A 20179-nucleotide genomic window follows, 5' to 3' on the forward strand; every position below is an offset into this window, starting at 1 on the left:
AATCTTTGCGACAAGTCAATCATCTATCTTGATACACGAATATGTAATTGTGTCAAGGATGTGAGAAAGCTTCAAGATGTTTTCTCCTTAAGAGTCTTCGATGATTTCCGACTGATTGGATAGGTGGAGGATCTTGTGGTTTAAGTATGTTATGCAAGAATCAACTACCCACCTCTAAACGTAAATCTTTTCGTTTCAATAAGATATTAGTAGCGATCGCGGGTGCTGCTGTCTTGCCAAGTACTATCCTTGGTGCTAGTGTTACCACTGTTACTACTTTTATTCCAAAAAATGTCTCCAAGAGCAATCAAATTGATGATACCGCATTCAATGCAGATGTCTGCGTGCAGTATGACACAAGTACAATTGTCACAAATACCTGCGTCTTCGTCATCCTAAATCCTTAATTATAAGTATTGAACCGGACTTCTAAAGGAAGCTGTTCTTGAGCAGGAGAAGTGCATTCGTTTATATTTCAAAATCGGCTGCTATGTACTCGACTGGAGATGGTTTTTTTATCTAATAAAAAATAAAAGTAAAAAAGGGATATTTTATATTTAATTAATTTCACTTAATTGGAATTACATAGATGTAAATCCGGACTATGAGAATTTTAAAATCTTTGTAATTTAATAATTCAGAATTGTGTTGGTATTTACTGTTAATGATTTATCTTCTGGGGATGAAATCGCTGCTTGGTCTAGGTTTCATTTTTCCGTTAACTCCATTGGATAATTTAAGTAGACATAATTGTGTTTGAAAATATGCAATTTTTCAGAATAAAATAGTGGGATTATTTCAAAGGATATAGTGATAATACTTTAGGGTAATTGATTTGTGACTGGTGATAATGTTAGTATTATGGGGTGGGTTGATTTTGGGTTTATTATCTCCAACAATTAACTTGTAATGTATCATAGACCAGAATTCATCAGTATTGCCAATTAATTGATTAGCAGTGTGAAATGGTTGTGGGTCTGAATATCTAGACTTGATACCACTAAATTGATGAGGTTACAGAGGAGCAAATAACCATGAGCAACTTAACATCTCCACCTACCGAAGTTCAAAAAACGAAGAAAAAAAGTTTAGCCGCAGATAAAAAACCTCGAGCTACAGATGATATTGTGCGTAGTTATCTGCAAGAGATCGGGCGTGTAGATTTGTTGACTCGCGAACAAGAGGTTATTTTTGCCCAACAAGTGCAGCTAATGATGAATTTACTAGCTGCTAAAGAAGAATTAGCTGTGAAATTAGACCATGAACCCACACTGCAAGAATGGGCAGATCGAGTGGAGTTAGGTGCTGAGGTGCTAGAGCTACAGTTAAGTCAGGGCCACCAAGCCAAGCAGAAAATGATTCAGGCTAATCTCCGGTTAGTGGTAGCAGTGGCTAAGAAATACCAGCACCGCAATCTGGAATTTATGGATCTAATTCAAGAAGGTACTTTGGGTTTAGAGCGAGGGGTGGATAAATTTGATCCTGCTCTTGGCTATAAGTTTTCTACCTACGCTTACTGGTGGATTCGTCAAGGAATTACGCGAGCGATCGCTCAACAAGGACGGACAATTCGCTTACCGATTCATGTCTTTGAGAAACTGAACAAAATTAAACGGGTACAGCGAGAATTATCTCAACAGCTAGGTCGCGTTCCCACTACTGCTGAAATTGCTAATGCGTTATCTTTGACACCTAGCCAAGTTAGAGAGTGTTTATACTTGGCTCGTCAACCTTTCTCGCTAGAGGCGCGAGTTGGTGAACAGCAAGATACAGAATTGCAGGACATCCTAGAGGATGACGGCCCTTCTCCTGAAGACTATGCAGTTGAAGAATCTCTCCACCAAGACTTACAAGACTTGTTGGCAAAGTTGTCTCCGCAACAGCGAGAAATATTAACCCTACGATTTGGTCTGACTGATGGCTATGAACTTTCTTTAGCACAGATTGGCGATCGCATGGGTATTAGTCGAGAACGGGTACGTCAGATTGAGCAAAAAGCTCTCAGTCTCCTCCGACGACAAAAGGAACAAGTACGTAGTTATTTAGCTAGCTGAGGTTATTTTTCCACAATTTAGATCAATAAAATTTGGTCATTTTGGGGGAAAATAAACCTAAGAAATCTCTATCAAAGATTTGATATGGGCACATCAAAAACAGTGCAAGAATTGCAAGCCCAATGGGTGAGTTCTGAAAACTTTCGGCGTTATGGACAAGTAATTTTTGCTAGTCTTGATGGCAAAAGTTACGATGTGGAAGATGCCCAGTTAAACCTGCAAAATGGGATTCCACGATTTTATATCATGCGGTTGGAGAAGAGAGGACGAAAGTTTCACAAAATTACTCGCCATGTACAATGCACTCAATGTCTGGGTTCTTTGGAAGGGAAGGATTGGTTAATTGCTGTTTGTCCTCCTCATAATGATGTGAATGAACCAGTATTAGAAGAGATTGCTGCTTTCCGCATTCCGGGGAATTGTTTTATCAAGCTACATGAGGGTACTTGGCACGCTGGCCCCCATTTTGACCATGAAGCTGTGGATTTTTATAATTTGGAATTAGCTGATACAAATGTGGTGGATCATTTCACTCATGATTTTTTTAAGAGTCATCAATTAGAGTTTGAGATGATTCTATAAATGTGGTTCTCCTAAATTTGCGATCGCTTCTTGTTTCACTTTTCGAATATTCCGCAATAAATCAAGAAAATCGTTGCCGTGCATCCTCTATTCGCCAACTTTATCCTCAAAGGAGTTGGTGATTTGGGCTTTCAAAGCCAATTACCGATCGCAATCATTGGTGCCCAATACGCAGGATTGTCATAGCTGGGATTCATCCCCTCAGATGATAATTTCTTAGCATGAATCATTCTAATTTGAGCTTGTTGCAATGCTTCTGCAATACTCATGCCAGCGTTGCGATAGTTGCTGTAAAATGTTTTGACTAGTTCGGATGTTGATTGATCGCTGACGCTCCACAAAGATGCGATCGCACTTTTAACCCCAACTTGCAATGCAACTCCAGCTAATCCTAGTGTGGCCCGATCGTCGCCAACTGCGGTTTCACAGGCAGTCAATGTGAGTAATTCGACGCTATCCGATTTGCTGGTGAGGTTTCGCAGTGAGTTTTCTAATTGACTAATGGTAAGTTTTTGGTTTTTGCCTGTGACGTTTTTGCCTGTGACAATGAAGGTGTCTTCAGGAATGATCCCAAATTGGGCATGGCTAGCTATGTGGACAATAGGATATGTGGTTTTATCAAGTGTTTTCTCAAAATTTTCAGGGGAAAAGTTTTCATCAATAAGGTCGGTATGATTAGGAAATATACTTTCAACTGCGCTAACTTCATTGGGAACAGCAAAAAGTTGATCAAAAGTCTTCCCGTCAATTGTGGCTTTTTCAGTTAAACCCAAAATTAACGCCTTTTGTGTACTGCGATCGCTTTGCGGGGTTGTCCCAAATTGCTGTAAACTTGGGCTAGTTCTGACTTCATGCGTCCCACTTGCTGAATATTTGCTACAGCGCCATAGTCACGAATTGCTGCTGATAAGGATGCGATCGCTGCTTTATTTTCTCCTAGTTGTTGGTAAGCACGCGCCAAATTTTCATTTACAACCGCCGTAGCTGCTGAATTACTTTTATACTGAATTAATGCATCTTCCCAGTGTTTTACCGCATTGTGAAAATTTCCAGTATCATAGTCTTTAATTCCTTGTTCAACTAATGCAGTCACATTTGGAGTTTGTGCAGATACGACTTGTCCAAACAAAAGATATGTTAGTAAAGTTGTCAAAAATAATACTTTAATAAATCTATGATGCAGATTTGGTTTTTGGTGTCGCTGAGTAGAGAAATAAATTAGCCTTTTGCAGAAGTTTCCAACCTTCAGCAACATCTGCATCCACCAACGCGCAGAGAATAATATTTTAAGATATTTACTTTTAGCTTTCATATTTTTCCACATAGATAAAATGTTTATTTAGCTTTTATTGTTTAAATTACCAGAAATTAGCAGAAAAAACTGAATTTTTTAAAAGTGTGCAGTTTTCTGCAATTTATCTAAAACAGCAATAAGATTCAGACTTTTACAGGTTTTACTATTGCTCAAGCTAATCTACTATTCTTATTAAATTATTATTCAAACTTAATTTAATTCAATGGAAAAAAGGCGACCTGATTATTGAACCTTTTTTGGAGTGTAGAATAAGTCGCCCAAAAAGCCAACCAATTTTATTTTCTTTAATAACCGTTACCAATGAGGATTTGCTATTATTAATGCCTCTGCTGATGAACTATTTAATGGAACTGAGAAAAAATGTCCCTGACCATATTCACATTTCAACTTTCTTAAAAATGCTAGTTGCTCTTTTGTCTCTACTCCTTCGGCTAGAACATCCACACCCAACTTGTGCGCTAATGTGGCAATTATTTCAATAATTTCTATATTCTTTTTATTTGCGCTCATCAAGCTGATGAAAGAACGATCAATCTTCAACACACTAATTGGAAAGTTATAAAGATGACTTAATGAGGAGTACCCTGTACCAAAGTCATCAATTGATAACTTAATACCCATCTCTCGAAGTTGCAAAAATGTAGCAGTTACCTTGTCGTCATTTGCCACAATTACGTTTTCAGTAATTTCTAGTGTTAGCGTGTCAGCATCAAGACCAGTTGAGTGTAAAATTTGCCCAATCTGCTCAATCAAATCTGGCTGGGAAAATTGCTTGAGTGAGAGATTGACACTTATTTTTTCTAGCAAGTTGGAATCATGGCACATTCGCCAAGCTTGCATTTGGCGGCAGGCTTCATGCAACACCCATTTCCCAATGTAGAAAATTAGTCCAGTTTCTTCTGCCAGGGAAATAAAATCTGCTGGATTAAGCAAACCACGCTCTGGATGCTGCCAGCGCAACAGAGCCTCAAAACCCAAAATAGAGCCTTTGGTGAGCGAAACAATCGGTTGATAATAAACTCGAAACTCTAGGCGTTCAATTGCTCGGCGTAAATCAGTTTCTAACTGCAATTTCGCCAGAGCATTAGCATACATATCTGAGTTGAATAGTTTATAACGCGCTCTACCTTGCATCTTAGCTTGGTACATTGCTGTATCTGCATCCCTCAATACTTCTTCTGGATGTTTATAATCTAGTGTTGAACTCAAGGCAATACCAATACTTGCTGTTATGAACACTTCTTGTCCTTCAAGCTCAAAGGGTAATGCCAGTTCTTGTTGAATCCGTTCAGCTACTATGATGACATCTGACACATCTTGGATTCCCTCAAGCAGAATTGTAAATTCGTCTCCTCCAAGGCGTGCAGTTGTATCTATAGAACGTACACATACTTGTAGTCTACTTGCAGTAGCAAGCAGTAATTGATCTCCATTTAGGTGTCCAAGACTGTCATTGATCACCTTAAATCGATCTAGGTCGATAAATAGCACAGCAAATAAATAATTTGAATGCCGTTTTGAATAATTTATTGCATGGCTTAGGCGGTTCATAAATGCAGAGCGGTTTGCCAGACCTGTCAGTATATCGTGAAATGCCAGGTGCAGCAGTTGTGACTCGGCTCGTTTCCGCTCTGTAATTTCAGTTAGCAATTTCTGATTTGCTTTTACCAGTTCCGCTGTCCGTTCTGCTACTCGTATTTCTAACTCATCGTAAGCTTGATGCAACATTTCTTCAGTTTTTTTGCGTTCACTGATGTTGCACAACAGCCAACGCCAGCCAACCTGCTTCCCTTGGAATTTGTACGCAGCAGATGCTTTAATCATCGCGGGGAAAGGCTTTCCGCCCCGTGGTTGTAGGTTAAGTTCCCAATTCAGTAGCTCTTGAAAATTGTTCATCTGAGAGCAAAAGAACTGACGGTCTTGTTGAGCAATAAATAGAATTAATGGTTTACCTACTAGATACTTTTGGTTGACACCCAGTAAGGTTGCTGCTGCATGGTTAGCCTCTTGGATTGTACCTACGATATTAGTTACCAAATAACCATCTGGGGCGAACTCAAACAAATCTTGGTAACGCTGGCGCTCTTTCTCTACTTCCGCTCGTGTTACCTTTAATTCTTCGGAGGCTGTCAATAATTCTTCTATTGCGGTGTTAAGTTCCTCGAAAGCCTCTGTTATGATCTCCTGTTCTGAGTTTGGCTTAGTTGTATCGCATTGCAATAGTTTCTGTATCTGTGAGTGCAATTTTTCTATCTGTTGGCTAAATACATCCACGTTCATATTGCTCATTAGAGGATGTTTTAAAAAGGTCTTTTGCTGCCACAGTTAGCACAGAAAGGTATCTCAGTTCTAGGTAAAATCTTGATTTTTTGTTGCAGTCATGCCAAATCAGAACTACAAAATTATATTTTTTGAAACTTTTTAAACATGCTTTTAAATACAATTTATTACAGGTAATAGTTTATGCATAATAGCATATTTTCTTTCTGTGTTTTTTAATATACTTCTTAAGATAGATTCAGTAGTTGGATAACTTAGTAAATTTTTAGGGTTCAACCAATGCTATTGGGCTGAGAGGAGCATTTCTTTATCAGTGAAACACCGCATACGCAATACCTTGATTTTGTGATGTTTTCTGGCGCTGCAATCAATTATGGGTTAGTAGCTCAAGTGGGTTGAAACGCACAGAAATGAAAGAAATTAAGATGGATTAGATATGATGGTTTAGACTACCTCTAAATTTGCCAACAATCTCATATTATATTGATGATTTTTGCGAAGCTAGGTACAAATCAATGAGCCTTCTTTCTCGTTTTCTGTTAAGCCAAGTAAATATGCCTACACCACGCTGCTCGAATAGAAATCAAAGCGGGTTTCTATATGATATGTAGATATGGAAAGAATTGCAGTTATCCTGGCAAACTCTCTAGTATTTTTACAGCCGATCAATTATCTTGGCATTTTCTGGTAATTTGGAGTCTTGTTGCCCAGCAGTACGTGCCCTCGCTGTGAACAAACCAATGGGAGTATTTAATAAATCTACAAAGGTGGCTTGACTCGCGATGCCTGCGGCGGGCTGCGCCAACACCTTTTTAATATCCCGTGGTACTTCCTTCAATAACCAACGTGCCAAACGATAGCCACATTCTTTAAGTGTAATTTCTCGCATCAAATCTACGCCGTGTAGTTCGTGCAGATAGCGATTTGAGCGTCCATAGCGCCGCCATTGACTTTGCAGTTCTTTAAGTGTGGCGCGGTGGCGGTGCTGAACGATCGCATTTGGGGCAAATTCCAAACGCCCGATGTTTTCCCCCAAAATCCGCCAGCAAATATCGGCATCGCCACCAGTGGTAAGATAAGGACGAAATAAACCCGCTTTTTCTAAGGCAATGCGTCGAATCGCCAAATTAGCGGTTTGTCCATAAGGACGAAAGGCATGGTTAAGGGTATGCTTTTGCGATAAAGTTTCTTCACGGTCTGCGTGTTGTTCTAGTAGAGTTTTACCTGGTAGCGGCAAAATTTCACCAGCGACAATTACCACTTCTTTGTTGACAAAAGGCTGAATTAATGCATCTAACCATTGAGGTTGTGGGCGACAATCTGCATCGGTAAAAACTATAATTTCGCTCACAGCAGCGCGAATCCCAGTATTACGAGCAGCATAAGAGCTTTGAATTTGGTTTTCGCTCAAGGGGCGAATTGTAATTGGGCAGTTTTCGGCAGATGTTTTGAGGATGGTGAGAGTGCGATCGCTACTGTTATTGTCTACCAATAAGTACTCTACCCGGTCTTTTGGGTAAGTTTGAGATAACAGACAATTGATTAACTCTGGTAAATCCGCCTCACCGTTATAAATAGGAACAACCACCGACACCATTGGTAAAGGGGTGGTGGCGGTGGTTGCATCAACTGGCTGATGATTCATAAATCTGAGATTTGAGAGATGGGATTACTAACTAGTATTCCCAAACCAAAATCCTAGAACGGTATATTAAGCAGTTTTCGTAACTCCAAAAATCTGGATTTGGGAATACTACTATATAAACACCTGTGAAGAAATCATTTGCATCAATCTAAAATTTCAGGTTATCGGCGCGGCTCATAGGTCGAGCGGGCTGATTTGCTGGCGGCTGGGCGAAGTTGTTATTTGATAAAATGGCGATCGCTCTGGCATATTGCGGATCGCTCTTAGTTCCGATTAAATCTGGATTAGAAGCTAACTGCCGCTCTTGTGCCTCTGTCAAGTCTAGCTTGACATCTGGGGCAATCCCTTTATGGTTAATATCTGTTCCCGCCGGAGTGTAGTAATGGGCAATGGTGACAGCCAAGCCGGAACCATCTGCAAGTTCATGAACTGACTGGACTAGGGCCTTACCAAAGGTTTGACCACCTACGACTACCGCCCGCTTATTATCCTTGAGTGCCCCTGTGAGAATTTCACTAGCACTAGCTGAATTACCATCCACTAATACTGCCAAGGGACGATTTGTTAAAGCAGTGCGATTAGCTTTAGTTTCTTCAGTGCTGCCCACACGGTCTACTGTTTTGACAATTCCGCCGTCATTATACCACATCCGAGCAATTTCAATGCTCGCTTGTAACAAACCGCCAGGATTTCCCCGCAAATCTAAGACATAAGAATCAACTTTCTTAGTGTTCAAATCGCGGATGGCTCGTTGCATTTGCTCTGCGGCGTGGGCGCTAAATTCCCGCAACCGGATATAACCAACGCGGCGATTTCCTTCTTGTCTGAGGGTATAACGTACTGTTGGTACTTCAATACTTGCTCTTGTCAGTTTCAACTCGAAGGCATTTTGCCCTGCTCGTCCCAGCCGTAGTTTGATGGGAGTACCTGCTTTGCCACGAATTAACTTGGAAGCGTCATCCACTTTCATTTTGAGAGTGGATTTGCCGTCAATTGCCAAAATTTCATCGCCTCCTTTGATCCCAGCTTTCAGTGCTGGAGAATTTTCTATGGCTTCGACGACAGTCAGGCGCTGAGTTTTTTCGTTTACTTCCATCCGAACGCCAATACCGGAGACTTCCCCAGATGTTTGGCTAGTTAGGGCTTCAAACTGTTTGGGGTCCATGAATCGAGTGTAAGGATCTCCCAACTTTTGTAAAGCTTCGCGGATGGCAGTGTATGCTTCTTCCCGGGAAGAATAGTCTTTGCTCAATAGGCTTTGTCTAGTTGCTTGCCAATCTTGTTGATTAAATTTACCATCAACATATTCATGATTTACCAGTTGCCAAACTTGGTCAACTATCATTTTCGGGCTGTCTTGTAGAGCTAAGGCGGCACGGACACCACGAGTCCAAGCGGAGCCGAATACAGACATCGTAGCAGTCGTAGCGATCGCTCCACCAATCAAGGCTACTTGGAGCGGTGAGTAACTTTTCGCAGATTGGTTCATGTATATTAACTGGAATAATTGTGTTGTTGACAGTTTAGCAATCAGGCTTTCCAGAAATTTTTAAGTTTTTATACCCCAAACTAAGCTATGCTTTCTTCATCATTTTTATCGTTGTAATGATGCCGAAAATACTGCATTATTAACAACCATTTCTCAGCTTTTTAGCCGTCTCCGGAAGGCTATACTGAAGATGTGACACTTTGATTAGCGTCATGTTTGTACTGATTCATTACTTTTATAAGATAGCACTTTGATCGCTTAATTGCAGCCTTGTTAGACAGCTATTAAATCAGGTTTTCTTACCGAAGTCATGAAACGTAAATTTACCATCAAATCGTTAATTTCTATTAAAAAAAAAATTGCTAATCTGTGGCAATTGTTACAAAAACTAACTGGTGTATTGTACTTTGTCTTAGGCACTTGGCTGATTTTTACTACTATAACCTTAGTTTTTGCTTCTTCACAGCCAGTAGATGCCTTCTTCGTGCTTGGTGGCAGTATTCGTCGAGAAACTTATGTGGCCCAACTAGCAAAACAATACCCGCAAACCCCAATTTTAATTTCTCATGGTTCCCCAGACCCCTGTATATGGTTAATTTTTCAGCCGCAATTAGTAGAGTTACAAAACGTTTGGTTAGAAAAGTGCGCGAATTCTACCTTTGAAAATTTTTATTATGGTATTCCAATTTTCCGGCGTTGGGGAGTGCATAAAGTCATGTTGATTACTTCGCCAAGTCACTTACCCAGAGCTAAATGGATGGCACAGATTCTCTTGGGCGCTCATGGTATTTGGGTAGAGCCTGAAATTGTTGAGGAGTCGGGCATTCCTGGCAATAATGAATCTTGGGGCAAAACTGGATTAGATTTAACGCGTAGCCTATTGTGGGCAATTTTAAGTCAAATTATTCAACCGGAATGCTCAAATGTGACAAAGCTTGCTGAAGTAGATATGCAAGCTTGGGAGCATAAAGGTTTTCATTGTGAACACCAGGGGGGGTTGGGGAGATGAGGGGAAGGGGGCAGGGGGAAGGGAGCAGGGAGCATGGGGAAAGAATTAGAGACAAATTATTTGTATCAGAACATTTCGTGGAATAGTATTAAGCTGCTACACAGTTTACTAACCCTCTATACTAGTTTCTAGAACCTATTTTCAAGCTAGTTTTGATATTATTTACTAGTTGTAGAGAATAAAGGTTTGCATATACTCCCCTTTGCTCCATCAATTGTGTATGTGTACCTTGTTCAATGATTTGTCCTTGCTCAATGACTAATACCTTGTCTGCATTAGTGACTGTAGCCAGACGATGGGCGATGATAAAGCTGGTGCGACCTTGAAGTAAATTAGCGATCGCTTCTTGAACTAATTTCTCTGTTTGGCTATCAATGTTACTCGTTGCTTCGTCCAAAATCAAGATGCGCGGGTTTACTAAAACTGCACGGGCGATGCTGATTAACTGTTGTTGTCCTTTGCTGAGATTTATCCCCCGTTCTCCTAATTGCGTTTTATAGCCTTGGGGTAAGGTCAAGATAAAGTCATGAATATTTGCAATCTTTGCCGCCGCTTCAATTTCTGTCGTTGTTGCTTGGGGATTGCCAAAGGCAATATTTTCGGCAACGCTACAGCTAAAAATCATGGTATCTTGCGAGACAACACCAATTTGACGACGTAGGCTTGCTTGTGTAACTTTTCGGATATCTATATCGTCAATTTTTATAGCACCGCTTGATACATCATAGAAGCGGGAGAGTAGGCTAATTATAGTGGTTTTTCCTGCCCCAGTAGCTCCGACTAATGCGATCGCTTGTCCTGGTTCAGCGTCAAAAGTTACATTTTCTAAAACTTTTTGGCCAGGTTTATACTCAAAATTGACAGATTCAAATTGAACTTTACCCTGAATTGGTGGCATTGCGATCGCGTTGTGTCTCCCGGAGGCGATCGCGTCTGTGGTATCTTCAAGTTGGACTGGCTCATCCAAAAGTAGAAAAATTCTTTCTAATCCGGCTAATCCAGATTGTGCTTGAGTATAAAAGTTAGTGATAATTTGGATGGGTTGAAAAAATTGCTGGACGTAAAACAAAAATGCGGTAACAGCTCCCACAGTCATGATATTTTTATAAACGAGAAAGCCACCATAAGTTAATACAATCCCCCAAGTAAGTGTATTAAATAAGTCTATTGTTGGCAGGAAAGCAGCAGTAATTGCTGTTGCTTGGATATTAGCATTTCGGTTATCTGCGTTAAGTTTTTTAAACTCTTGAATGTTGATTTCTGCCCGGTTAAATGCTTGAACTTCTTGAATATTGCTAATATTTTCTTCTAGTTTAATTGAAAGTTGAGAAATTGTTTGTCTAGTAATGCGAAACTTTGCCCTCGCTAATCTGGCAAAAAATGCAGTTGTTAAGAACATAATTGGCACAATCAGATTAGTAATTAAACCCAATTGCAAGTTGATGGAAAGCATGAATATTGCACTTGCTAATAAGCCAAAAAAGCTTCCAATAACTTGCGGTAGCATAGGGCTAAATACTTGATTTAAAGTATTAACATCACTCAGCAGGCGACTCATTAAATCACCCACTTTACTTTTATCATAAAAGCTAAGGGGTAATGTTTGTAATTTGTTCATGATATCTTGGCGTAATTGCGCGAGCAAATGCTGCATAATTACACCAACTTTAACAATCAAAGTCCGATTGGATAAAAACCCCGTAAGGTATACTATTGTTAATACAACTAGCATCCATAACAGTCCTAACCAATTGCCTTTAAGTATCAAGTTATCTATCGACCAACCAGTAAGCAAAGGTGCTATTGTTTGGGTAATAGAGCTAATAATAATTATTCCCAGAATGATGGGAATCTCTTTGATATATGGACGAAAATATTGACTGAAGCGGCGGATAACAGGTAATGGTGCATTTACTTGTGATACCGATTCAAAAATATTAATTTTTCTGTTCATGGATGGCAATTTTATGTTAGAGAGTATGGCAAGGTTGATTTGAGATATAAATAATTTTATAGAGATCAAAAATTAGCATTTCTATAAATAAGCTAATCGTCATTTATTTTTCCAGACTGATTCGCTTGTAGTAAGGGCTTCAGCCCTGGTGTTATGCAACTTAAATGCTCATTAGCTTAACTAGTTTTTTAAGATGGCATTTTCAATCAGCTCTGCACCAGAAGATATTTTAACTATTTTACCTCGATCAATTATGAAAATTTGGTCAGCATTATTTACCATATTATTAATCCGTTGAGTGAGAAAAATTATAGTAAATTGACGCTGTTCCATCAGAGCTTTGAAGGCTTCTTGAATTAATGCTCCTGTCTTCGCATCAACAGCAGAAAGACTATCATCTACAATCAGAATTTTGTAATCATTTAGCAATATCCGAGCAATAGTAATTCTTTGCTTCTGCCCTCCCGATAAGCCGATTCCTCGTTCGCCGATAACAGTATCGTAACTATCAGTGAGGCTAATAATAAAATCGTGAATTTGAGCAAACTTAGCTGCTTCAATTACCTTTGAAAGAGGTGCATCTGGTATTCCGTAAGCAATATTTTCACGGATAGTTCCAGAAAATAAACTTGCTTCTTGAGAAATCAAACCAATGTGAGAACGTAAACTGACTAAATTTAAAGAGCGGACATCATACCCATCAACCTTTACTATTCCGTTTGTTGCATCATAAAAACGTGGAATCAATTTAGCAAGTGTACTTTTACCTGCTCCCGTCGTACCTAAAATTGCCACTGTTTGCCCTGGCTGGATTTCAAATGAAATACTATTTAAGGTATTATCATTTACTTCTGGGTAGCGAAAATCAACATTTTCAAAAGAAATTTTTCCTTCACATCTTTGCAAAAAGACTGCATTGGGAGATTCCTTGATGGCAATTTCTGCATCTATCACCTGATAAACTCTAGTGGCTGATGCTGATGCTTGAGCAACAGATTGAAATGCAAAAGTCGTCTGAAAAATTGGTTGGATGATAAATGCTAAATAGGAATTAAAAGCAACTAGTTCGCCAATAGAAAAGCTGTGGCTGATTACCTCTAAACCCCCGTATCCAAAAATAGCAACTGCAAGTAAATTACTCGCTAAAAAAATTATGGGAAATGTATCTCGCAGTGCATAAATTGTTTTGATACTTGTTGTGCGGAAATCTTCATTAGCAACGGCATAGCGTTTTATTTCTGTTTTTTGACGCACAAAAGCTTTGACTGCACGCACACCGAGTAAATTTTCTTTTAAAATTGAGTTTAAATCATCTAGCTGCCTCTGTGCTTGAGTAAACAAGTAAGTATTTTTTTGAAAAAATCCGCCTAATAGAATGAAGGAAGTCGGGATAATTGCTAATGCTACAAGTGCCAACTTCCAATTCATGAGTAGCAAAATTGTCGCACTACTGAATAATACGATCGCAGCACCAAAAATTTGCAGCAAGGTTGCGCCAATAAAAACGCGAATTTGTTCGATGTCATTATTAATACGTGTGAGCAGTTGTGATGTGGGCGTGCGATCGTAGTAGCTTAAATCTAAATGCTGGGTTTGACTAAAAAATTTATTCCTGATGTCATAAGCGATACTTTGAGATACTATCTCTGAAAAAAAACTTTGTCCAAAATTGAACAATCCCCGAATTAAAGCCACCAAAACCATCAATCCCCCACAAGTCAAAATCACTTGTAAGTTATTTTTGGCAATACCAGCATCAATTCCCCAGCGTATAATTTGAGGTGCAGCGATATTAGCAACTATCGTCATTAATAAACTAGCGATCGCAGCTAATACCATTACTGGGTATTTTAGCAACATTGTCAAAATTCGCTTTAGTGGCTTAATAGACACATCTGGTTTTTGCTTCATATATAATTTTACGTGTTTAATGTAGTGAGTGAGCTAATCTGTTGCTGGTAATTGCTAATCGTGCGATCGCATCTTGTCGTGCTTGTGTAGCCAGCATAATATCTACAATCGGCGCAGATTGAGCAATTAAACGGCTAATTATACCAATTTCTTGTCTGTAAATAGAAGTATAAAAATCTAAGCTGCGTTGTATATTAACATTTTCTAATGGTAAATGCCTGGGCAACCACCAATAAATTAGTGCTAGGACAAGTAAAAGTAGATGAGAAATCGAATGAAATTACAGCTATTCCAGAATTATTAAAGGTTCTAGAACTGTCTGGATGTATTGTAAAAATTGATGCAATTGGTTGCCAGAAAGAGATTGTGAAGCTAATTACACAGCAAGATGCAGATTATGTAATTACGTTAAAAAAGAATCAAGGAAATCTTTACGATGAAGTTGAAAAACTATTCCAGTCAGGGATAAGTACAGGTTTTGAGGGGATTGAACATAGCACATATAAAACAGATGAAATTGGGCATGGTCGTCAGGAAACCCGCCACTATGTGATGTTATCTCAGATTCAGTCTCTGCTTAACCCAGATTCAGTTTGGTCAAACTTTAATAGTGTTGGCATGGTAGAATCTGTCCGTTTATTAGACGGTAAAACAACAGTTGAAACTCGTTATTTTATTAGTAGCCTTGAAGATAATGCTGAACAGTTTGGTAATTCTATTCGCAGTCATTGGGGAGTTGAGAATTCATTACATTGGGTATTAGATGTTGCCTTAAGGGAAGATGACTGTCGGATTAGAAAAGATAATGCTCCACAGAATTTTGCAATTCTTAGACATATTGCAGTCAATCTTTTAACTCAAGAGAAGCATGTCAAACGTGGAATCAAAAATAAACAGTTTCTCGCGGCGATAGATAACAAATATTTACTAAGTGTTTTAGCATTAGCTTAAAATAGTACATCCAAACTTGAGCTTAATATTTTACATAAAAGTTTTATCTATTCTCCAGGTAAATATAATTTTATGTATCCCATAATTGAATTATTCTAGTATTAATGATTAGTGATTCAGTTGAAGATAAGCTAATTCACATTTTAGCGAAATCTTTGATTTTATTTATCATCTCATCAATTTTTACAATTATCTATGTCATTTTTAAATCTTCCTCAGTTTTTATTAGTAAATAAGATGCGTTTGCCCTGCTTCTTTTGGAAGTAATTGCAATGGCTCTAAACCCAGCTTTTTCAGTGCTGTTGGTGCATCCATTTCTTCACCGTTAAAATCTACGGTGTAGTTAGAATTTAAACCAATCAATGCCCCAGTGATATATGCTAAAGGCGTTAAATCACCACTCGCACCGATTGAGCCAAATTCGCAGACATGGGGCATAACACCAGCATTTAAAAATACCAGCATCCGCTTGATAAGTTCCAAACGAATCCCCGATGCACCAGTAATATGGGAATTTGCACGGAGAAGCATCGCAGCACGGACATCAGCCAGAGGTAATTTTTTTCCTGCACCCACCTTGTGATACCACATCAAATTATTTTGCAGCAAAGCCGCAGATTCAGGAGAAATCACCACGTTGGCCATACCACCAAAACCAGTTGTCACCCCATAAATCGGGTCGCCAGATTCAACCGCATGATGAATAAAATCACATGATGCTTGGACATTGGCTAAACTTTTGAGGTTGTCAGTTCAACGCACCTGTGCCCCATAACGCGCTACACTAATTACTTCTTCGATAGTGAGATAGCGATCGCCTACAAGCACAGCATCATCAGAATTGTGTACAAAAGGAAATGCAGTTTTACCACCAGCGTTTTTACTTAAACGAAGTGTATCCATATTTTTAAAAGCTGTGACTAATGAATTGGTAATTCAGGCTAAAATATGCAATTGACTTGTAAAAACCTTAAGTTGTGTAATTACTTAGCCTAAAAAGCAAGGGACTAATTAACGTTCAGTAGTTTTACTGTTGCCGATGAGTTACACAATATCCGACATCTTCATGCTACACATCCACTTTTTCTGCTTGTTTGTGTGCAGTTTTAATACCTGAAGAATGCAGAAATGCGATCGCACCATTGCAGAAAACTGCATAATTAACGAATATTCGCTTATTGATTATCCAAAGGTGCAGTTTTATTAGATACTCAAATAATCAAAATGAATAGCGCCAAATGACGAAAAAATACGGTTTATACAAGTATTTGCAGTTCGGATTGGCGGGGTTCGTAAGCTGGTTAATCGTCAGTATCTTCACTAGCAAAACCCTCGCACAGCAAAGTAATATAGTACCCGACAATACACTTGGTGCTGAGTCTTCTCAAGTTATAGGCAACTTTCAGGGACAATCGATAGAAGTAATTACAGGTGGTGCAACTCGCCAAATTAATCTGTTTCACAGCTTTAGAGAATTTAATGTTAGCGGGGGACGGGGAGCTTACTTTTTTATTCCCAATGCCAGTATTGCGAATGTTTTGACGCGGGTAACTGGGAGTAATCGTTCTGAGATTTTGGGTGCATTGGGTACTATTCAAGTGGTTGGTGATAACTTTGCCCCTTCAAATGCCAACCTGTTTCTAATAAATCCCAATGGGATTATTTTCGGGGAAAATTCCAGATTAGATGTGGGTGGTTTGTTTGTGGCAACAACTGCAAACGGGATTCAATTTGGCGCTCACGGTTCTTTGAGTACCTCTGGTAGTCAACCTTCCCAACTTTTGACAATTAATCCCTCAGCTTTTTTATTCAATCAAATAAATGCAGCACCCATTATTAACCTATCTAGAACTGTAAATAATACTAACCCATCTGTGATTGATGGAATACAAGTTACAAATGGTCGAAGTTTGCTATTTTTGGGTGGTAATATAACTTTTAATGGAGGAGTTTTAAACGCTCCTGAAGGACAAATTGAATTAGGAGGTTTAGCAGAAAGAGGGATAGTAAGACTAAATATAGATGGGAATAATCTTGATTTAATTTTTCCTATAGATGTATTGAAAGCTAACATTTTATTTTCCAATAAAGCCTCTTTAAATATAGCGGTTCTCGCTTGAGTGAAATACAAAATATGGGAGGATGAACAAAGTCAACAGCAAAGTGCATCTGGAATGAAAGCATACTCCATTGACCTTCGTCAAAAAGTAATTGACGCGTATAATAATCGAGAAGGCTCCCAACGAAAACTAGCAACAAGATTTAGCGTCAGTTTAACTTTTATCCAGAAGCTACTAAAGCGATATCGAAGCAAGGCGACAATTGAGCCAAAAGCTCATGCTGGAGGTAATACAGGTAAGCTAAGTAGTGAGCAGATGGCAATAGTTGTTACCTTACTGGAGGAAGACAACGATGCAATTTTGGTTGAGTTGTTTTCTCGATTAGAGGAACGAACGGGTGTTCTAGTCAGCAGAGCGACAATGGGAAGAATCACTCAAAAGCTAAAGCTAACCCGCAAAAAAAACATTGCACGCCAGTGAAAAATATACAGAACGAGTACAGAAACTCAGAGCAGAGTATTGGACAACGATTGGCTCGGTAAACCTGGAAGACCTGGTATTTATTGATGAAGCCGGAGTTAACATCGCCATCACCAGACGCTTCGCTCGTTCGCCTCAAGGTAGTCGTGCTTATGCTTCACATCCTCAGGGACGAGGAAAAAATGTGACGATGATTGGAGCAATGTCAACACAAGGAATTATTGCTGCAATGACTTTTACTGGTGGTACTAATGCATCTGCAAATTTGAATAACAGTGCGATCGCTACATTTTCATTTGGAGCGGGAGCAGGAGGTAATATCAGGATTGAAACTGGAAACTTGAATCTCCGAGAAGGAACTAGTATTACTACTAGTACTATTAATCCAAGCAGAATAGATTTGAACTCTTTTACTCCGATAAACCTTCTTAGTAATGGTCAACCGGAATTACGGGAAGTTTTAATTGCCTTTATCCAAAATTTAATTAACACGATTGAGCCAGGAGATTCAAGTAATTTTGAACAAGCAAAACCAGGTAATGTAAACATCTTTGCTTCCGATTCAGTGGTATTAAGCGGAATATCGCCTGATGGGGAAAGTAATATTATATCTACTGCTACTTTTGGTTCAGCTTCGGCTGGAAATATCACTTTGGAAACTGGAGAATTGATAGTTAGGGATAGGTCATTAATAACATCTTCAACTACAGATAAAGGTCAGGGAGGAAATATAACCTTAACAGCTAGCGACTCCATAAAACTTATCGGTAGAAGTGGTTTATATACATCAACTTTTGGAACTGGAGCCGCAGGAAACCTAAAAATATTCAATACTGGAAACTTAACTATCCAAGATGGATCGCAAATAGCTGCTTCTACCATTGGTGAAGGTCGTGGCGGGAACATAGATATTACTGCCGATACGGTGGAAATAAAGGGTATCTCTGCTGAGGGTTCCAGCAGTGGTGTGCAAAGTCGAACTTTAGACCAAGCCTCAAGTGCAGATGCAGGTGATATCAAATTGACAACCCGACTTTTGAATATTAATGGTGGTGCAGTAATATCTACCCAAAGTATCAATCAAGGTCAAGCTGGCAAAATTACTATCCGAGTTGATGAAAATCTAAATGCATTAGATGGTCGTATCTCTACTTCTTCCAGAAAATCTTCGGGAGGAGATATTAATATTGATGCTAGAGATATTCGACTTTTCGGTAACAGTGATATTTCTACTTTTGTTTCTAGGGGTGCTGGTGGTGGTGGCGACATAAAAATTACAGCGAATTCTATTTTTGCCCTCAATGACAGCGACATCTTCGCTTTTGCCCAAGATGGTAAAGGTGGGAACATCACCCTCAATACTCCAGCCTTTTTTGGACAGAATTATCGTCCCATAGTTCCCGGTACTAATACACTTACATTAGACAAAAATAACCAAGTAGACATCAATGCTAGCGGTGCAGTATCAGGTGTAATTGTCCTACCTGATACCACTTTCGTACAAAACAACCTTGGTCAACTTCCCCAAAACGCCATTGACACTAACGCACTCATAGCTAATAGTTGCATTTCACGCGGTACTAAACGACAAGAAAACTCTTTTACCATCACAGGTTCTGGTGCTTTGACTACTAATCGTCCTGGGGTGTTGGTTTCTAACTACACAACTGGCGAGGTGAGAGGTGTTGAAACTACATCCCGTCCTTGGAAGAAAGGCGATGCAATTATTGAACCACAAGGATTATATCGGCTGAATAATGGACAGTTGCTATTGAGTCGAGAATGTTCTAATTAGTGTTGATTCGCTAAAATCAAAACAAACTGGAAAAATCTGACTATGGTAGCCATCCTCCAGCAACCGCCAAAAATGACCATTGAGGAATATTTTGCATGGGAACTCCAGCAAGAACTTCGTTACGAATATGTCAACGGCGAAGTTTTTGCAATGACAGGTGGTACAATTCCCCACAATGATATTGCACTTAACTTTTACAGAGTCTTATACCCACATTTACGGGCTAGAGGTTGTCGAGTGAATGTGTCGGATGTGAAAGTACAAGTTACTCCTCAAAGTCCTTATTATTATCCTGATGTTATCGTTAGTTGTGACCCTCAAGACCTGAATGCCCGCAAATTTATTCAAAACCCGAAAATTATTGCCGAAGTCCTCTCCCCCAGTACAAGCGAGAAAGATAGGGGCGAAAAATTCACCAATTACCTGAAAATTCCCTCTTTACAAGAATATTTATTGATAGATTCGGAAAAAATTTCCGTCGAACGCTACTGTCGGGGAGAGGGCAAAATGTGGCTTTATTATCCCTACACTGAGGGAGATATGATTACCCTATCCAGTATCGAATTTGAGTTAGCGATCGCACCACTATATGAAGGTGTTAATTTTGAAGCAGAAGAATAACTTGATTTATAGTGCGATCGCTTTTTCTGTAGA

Annotated in this window: 17 protein-coding genes and 2 pseudogenes; 9 read left to right on the plus strand and 10 right to left on the minus strand. The window is 39.2% G+C overall.

Annotated elements, in window-relative coordinates:
* Positions 1-146: 146 nt before the first annotated feature.
* From GJB62_RS04610 to GJB62_RS04620, 3 genes are all read left to right on the plus strand, one after another.
* A complete protein-coding gene (locus GJB62_RS04610; protein ID WP_114081080.1) occupies positions 147-407 on the plus strand; it encodes a DUF3172 domain-containing protein in 261 nt (86 codons plus the stop codon).
* 627 nt (positions 408-1034) lie between these two features.
* Positions 1035-2054 carry an RNA polymerase sigma factor, RpoD/SigA family gene (locus GJB62_RS04615; RefSeq protein WP_012408212.1) on the plus strand — a complete coding sequence of 340 codons (1020 nt, stop codon included), beginning with the start codon at positions 1035-1037 and terminating at the stop codon, positions 2052-2054.
* 84 nt (positions 2055-2138) lie between these two features.
* A complete protein-coding gene (locus tag GJB62_RS04620; RefSeq protein WP_114081079.1) occupies positions 2139-2636 on the plus strand; it encodes an ureidoglycolate lyase in 498 nt (165 codons plus the stop codon).
* 131 nt (positions 2637-2767) lie between these two features.
* Here GJB62_RS04620 and GJB62_RS04625 read toward each other — a convergent pair.
* From GJB62_RS04625 to ctpB, 5 genes and pseudogenes are all read right to left on the minus strand, one after another.
* Positions 2768-3430 (minus strand): annotated as a pseudogene (locus GJB62_RS04625) (CHAT domain-containing protein); the annotation flags it as partial.
* Positions 3412-3960 (minus strand): tetratricopeptide repeat protein, encoded by a 549-nt coding sequence (locus tag GJB62_RS04630; protein WP_114081078.1) that lies wholly within the window; start codon positions 3958-3960, stop codon positions 3412-3414. The gene GJB62_RS04630 and the pseudogene GJB62_RS04625, both read right to left, overlap by 19 nt.
* 285 nt (positions 3961-4245) lie before the next feature.
* On the minus strand, positions 4246-6240 hold the full coding sequence (locus tag GJB62_RS04635; protein WP_114081077.1) for a GGDEF and EAL domain-containing protein: 1995 nt from the start codon (positions 6238-6240) through the stop codon (positions 4246-4248).
* Between the two features lie 646 nt (positions 6241-6886).
* Complete coding sequence (locus GJB62_RS04640; RefSeq protein ID WP_114081076.1) at positions 6887-7876, minus strand: glycosyltransferase; 990 nt, start codon at positions 7874-7876, stop codon at positions 6887-6889.
* A gap of 148 nt (positions 7877-8024) precedes the next feature.
* On the minus strand, positions 8025-9365 hold the full coding sequence (gene ctpB / locus GJB62_RS04645) for a carboxyl-terminal processing protease CtpB (protein ID WP_114081075.1): 1341 nt from the start codon (positions 9363-9365) through the stop codon (positions 8025-8027).
* A 310-nt stretch (positions 9366-9675) separates the two neighbouring features.
* Between ctpB and GJB62_RS04650 the strand changes: the two genes are divergently transcribed.
* Positions 9676-10374, plus strand: a complete 699-nt coding sequence (locus tag GJB62_RS04650; protein WP_179075067.1) for a YdcF family protein — start codon at positions 9676-9678, stop codon at positions 10372-10374.
* 121 nt (positions 10375-10495) lie between these two features.
* Here the strand turns inward: GJB62_RS04650 and GJB62_RS04655 are convergent, their stop codons facing one another.
* The 3 genes from GJB62_RS04655 to GJB62_RS04665 all read right to left on the minus strand — a co-directional run bounded on the left by GJB62_RS04655 (position 10496) and on the right by GJB62_RS04665 (position 14465).
* A complete protein-coding gene (locus tag GJB62_RS04655; protein ID WP_114081074.1) occupies positions 10496-12328 on the minus strand; it encodes an ABC transporter ATP-binding protein in 1833 nt (610 codons plus the stop codon).
* Positions 12329-12508: 180 nt separating this feature from the next.
* A complete protein-coding gene (locus GJB62_RS04660) occupies positions 12509-14239 on the minus strand; it encodes an ABC transporter ATP-binding protein (protein ID WP_114081073.1) in 1731 nt (576 codons plus the stop codon).
* Positions 14240-14255: 16 nt separating this feature from the next.
* Positions 14256-14465, minus strand: coding sequence for a hypothetical protein (locus GJB62_RS04665; protein WP_181852806.1), 210 nt, complete (start codon positions 14463-14465; stop codon positions 14256-14258).
* Here GJB62_RS04665 and GJB62_RS04670 point away from each other — a divergent pair.
* Positions 14447-15190 (plus strand): annotated as a pseudogene (locus tag GJB62_RS04670) (ISAs1 family transposase); the annotation flags it as partial. The gene GJB62_RS04665 and the pseudogene GJB62_RS04670 sit on opposite strands and share 19 nt — an antisense overlap.
* A gap of 225 nt (positions 15191-15415) precedes the next feature.
* On the opposite strand, the gene GJB62_RS04675 reads toward GJB62_RS04670, so the two are convergent.
* Both GJB62_RS04675 and GJB62_RS37365 read right to left on the minus strand, forming a co-directional pair.
* The gene (locus GJB62_RS04675) at positions 15416-15895 is read right to left on the minus strand and encodes an aromatic amino acid lyase (RefSeq protein WP_245246214.1); all 480 of its coding nucleotides are present in this window, start codon (positions 15893-15895) and stop codon (positions 15416-15418) included.
* Positions 15896-15943: 48 nt separating this feature from the next.
* Positions 15944-16093, minus strand: a complete 150-nt coding sequence (locus GJB62_RS37365) for a hypothetical protein (RefSeq protein ID WP_245246098.1) — start codon at positions 16091-16093, stop codon at positions 15944-15946.
* A 335-nt stretch (positions 16094-16428) separates the two neighbouring features.
* Between GJB62_RS37365 and GJB62_RS04680 the strand changes: the two genes are divergently transcribed.
* The 4 genes from GJB62_RS04680 to GJB62_RS04695 are packed head-to-tail and all read left to right on the plus strand — an operon-like array spanning position 16429 to position 20146.
* Positions 16429-17310, plus strand: a complete 882-nt coding sequence (locus tag GJB62_RS04680; RefSeq protein WP_114081072.1) for a filamentous hemagglutinin N-terminal domain-containing protein — start codon at positions 16429-16431, stop codon at positions 17308-17310.
* Positions 17311-17730, plus strand: coding sequence for an IS630 transposase-related protein (locus GJB62_RS04685; protein WP_209271479.1), 420 nt, complete (start codon positions 17311-17313; stop codon positions 17728-17730). It begins immediately after the preceding gene.
* The gene (locus GJB62_RS04690; RefSeq protein WP_114081071.1) at positions 17717-19525 is read left to right on the plus strand and encodes a transposase; all 1809 of its coding nucleotides are present in this window, start codon (positions 17717-17719) and stop codon (positions 19523-19525) included. The genes GJB62_RS04685 and GJB62_RS04690 overlap by 14 nt, the downstream gene beginning before the upstream one ends.
* 42 nt (positions 19526-19567) lie before the next feature.
* Positions 19568-20146: a Uma2 family endonuclease gene (locus tag GJB62_RS04695; RefSeq protein ID WP_114081070.1), complete on the plus strand. Its 579-nt coding sequence runs from the start codon at positions 19568-19570 to the stop codon at positions 20144-20146.
* The last annotated feature ends 33 nt before the right edge of the window (positions 20147-20179 follow it).

Source organism: Nostoc sp. ATCC 53789 (assembly GCF_009873495.1).
GTDB classification, from domain to species: domain Bacteria; phylum Cyanobacteriota; class Cyanobacteriia; order Cyanobacteriales; family Nostocaceae; genus Nostoc; species Nostoc muscorum_A.

What these genes read in the sequence shown, in the direction of transcription:
- GJB62_RS04610 (WP_114081080.1), top strand. Translation starts at nt 147, where the DNA reads ATGTTATGCAAGAATCAACTACCCACCTCTAAACGTAAATCTTTTCGT.
- GJB62_RS04615 (WP_012408212.1), top strand. Translation starts at nt 1,035, where the DNA reads ATGAGCAACTTAACATCTCCACCTACCGAAGTTCAAAAAACGAAGAAA.
- GJB62_RS04620 (WP_114081079.1), top strand. Translation starts at nt 2,139, where the DNA reads ATGGGCACATCAAAAACAGTGCAAGAATTGCAAGCCCAATGGGTGAGT.
- GJB62_RS04630 (WP_114081078.1), bottom strand. Translation starts at nt 3,960, where the DNA reads ATGTGGAAAAATATGAAAGCTAAAAGTAAATATCTTAAAATATTATTC.
- GJB62_RS04635 (WP_114081077.1), bottom strand. Translation starts at nt 6,240, where the DNA reads ATGAGCAATATGAACGTGGATGTATTTAGCCAACAGATAGAAAAATTG.
- GJB62_RS04640 (WP_114081076.1), bottom strand. Translation starts at nt 7,876, where the DNA reads ATGAATCATCAGCCAGTTGATGCAACCACCGCCACCACCCCTTTACCA.
- ctpB (WP_114081075.1), bottom strand. Translation starts at nt 9,365, where the DNA reads ATGAACCAATCTGCGAAAAGTTACTCACCGCTCCAAGTAGCCTTGATT.
- GJB62_RS04650 (WP_179075067.1), top strand. Translation starts at nt 9,676, where the DNA reads ATGAAACGTAAATTTACCATCAAATCGTTAATTTCTATTAAAAAAAAA.
- GJB62_RS04655 (WP_114081074.1), bottom strand. Translation starts at nt 12,328, where the DNA reads ATGAACAGAAAAATTAATATTTTTGAATCGGTATCACAAGTAAATGCA.
- GJB62_RS04660 (WP_114081073.1), bottom strand. Translation starts at nt 14,239, where the DNA reads ATGAAGCAAAAACCAGATGTGTCTATTAAGCCACTAAAGCGAATTTTG.
- GJB62_RS37365 (WP_245246098.1), bottom strand. Translation starts at nt 16,093, where the DNA reads ATGGATACACTTCGTTTAAGTAAAAACGCTGGTGGTAAAACTGCATTT.
- GJB62_RS04680 (WP_114081072.1), top strand. Translation starts at nt 16,429, where the DNA reads ATGACGAAAAAATACGGTTTATACAAGTATTTGCAGTTCGGATTGGCG.
- GJB62_RS04695 (WP_114081070.1), top strand. Translation starts at nt 19,568, where the DNA reads ATGGTAGCCATCCTCCAGCAACCGCCAAAAATGACCATTGAGGAATAT.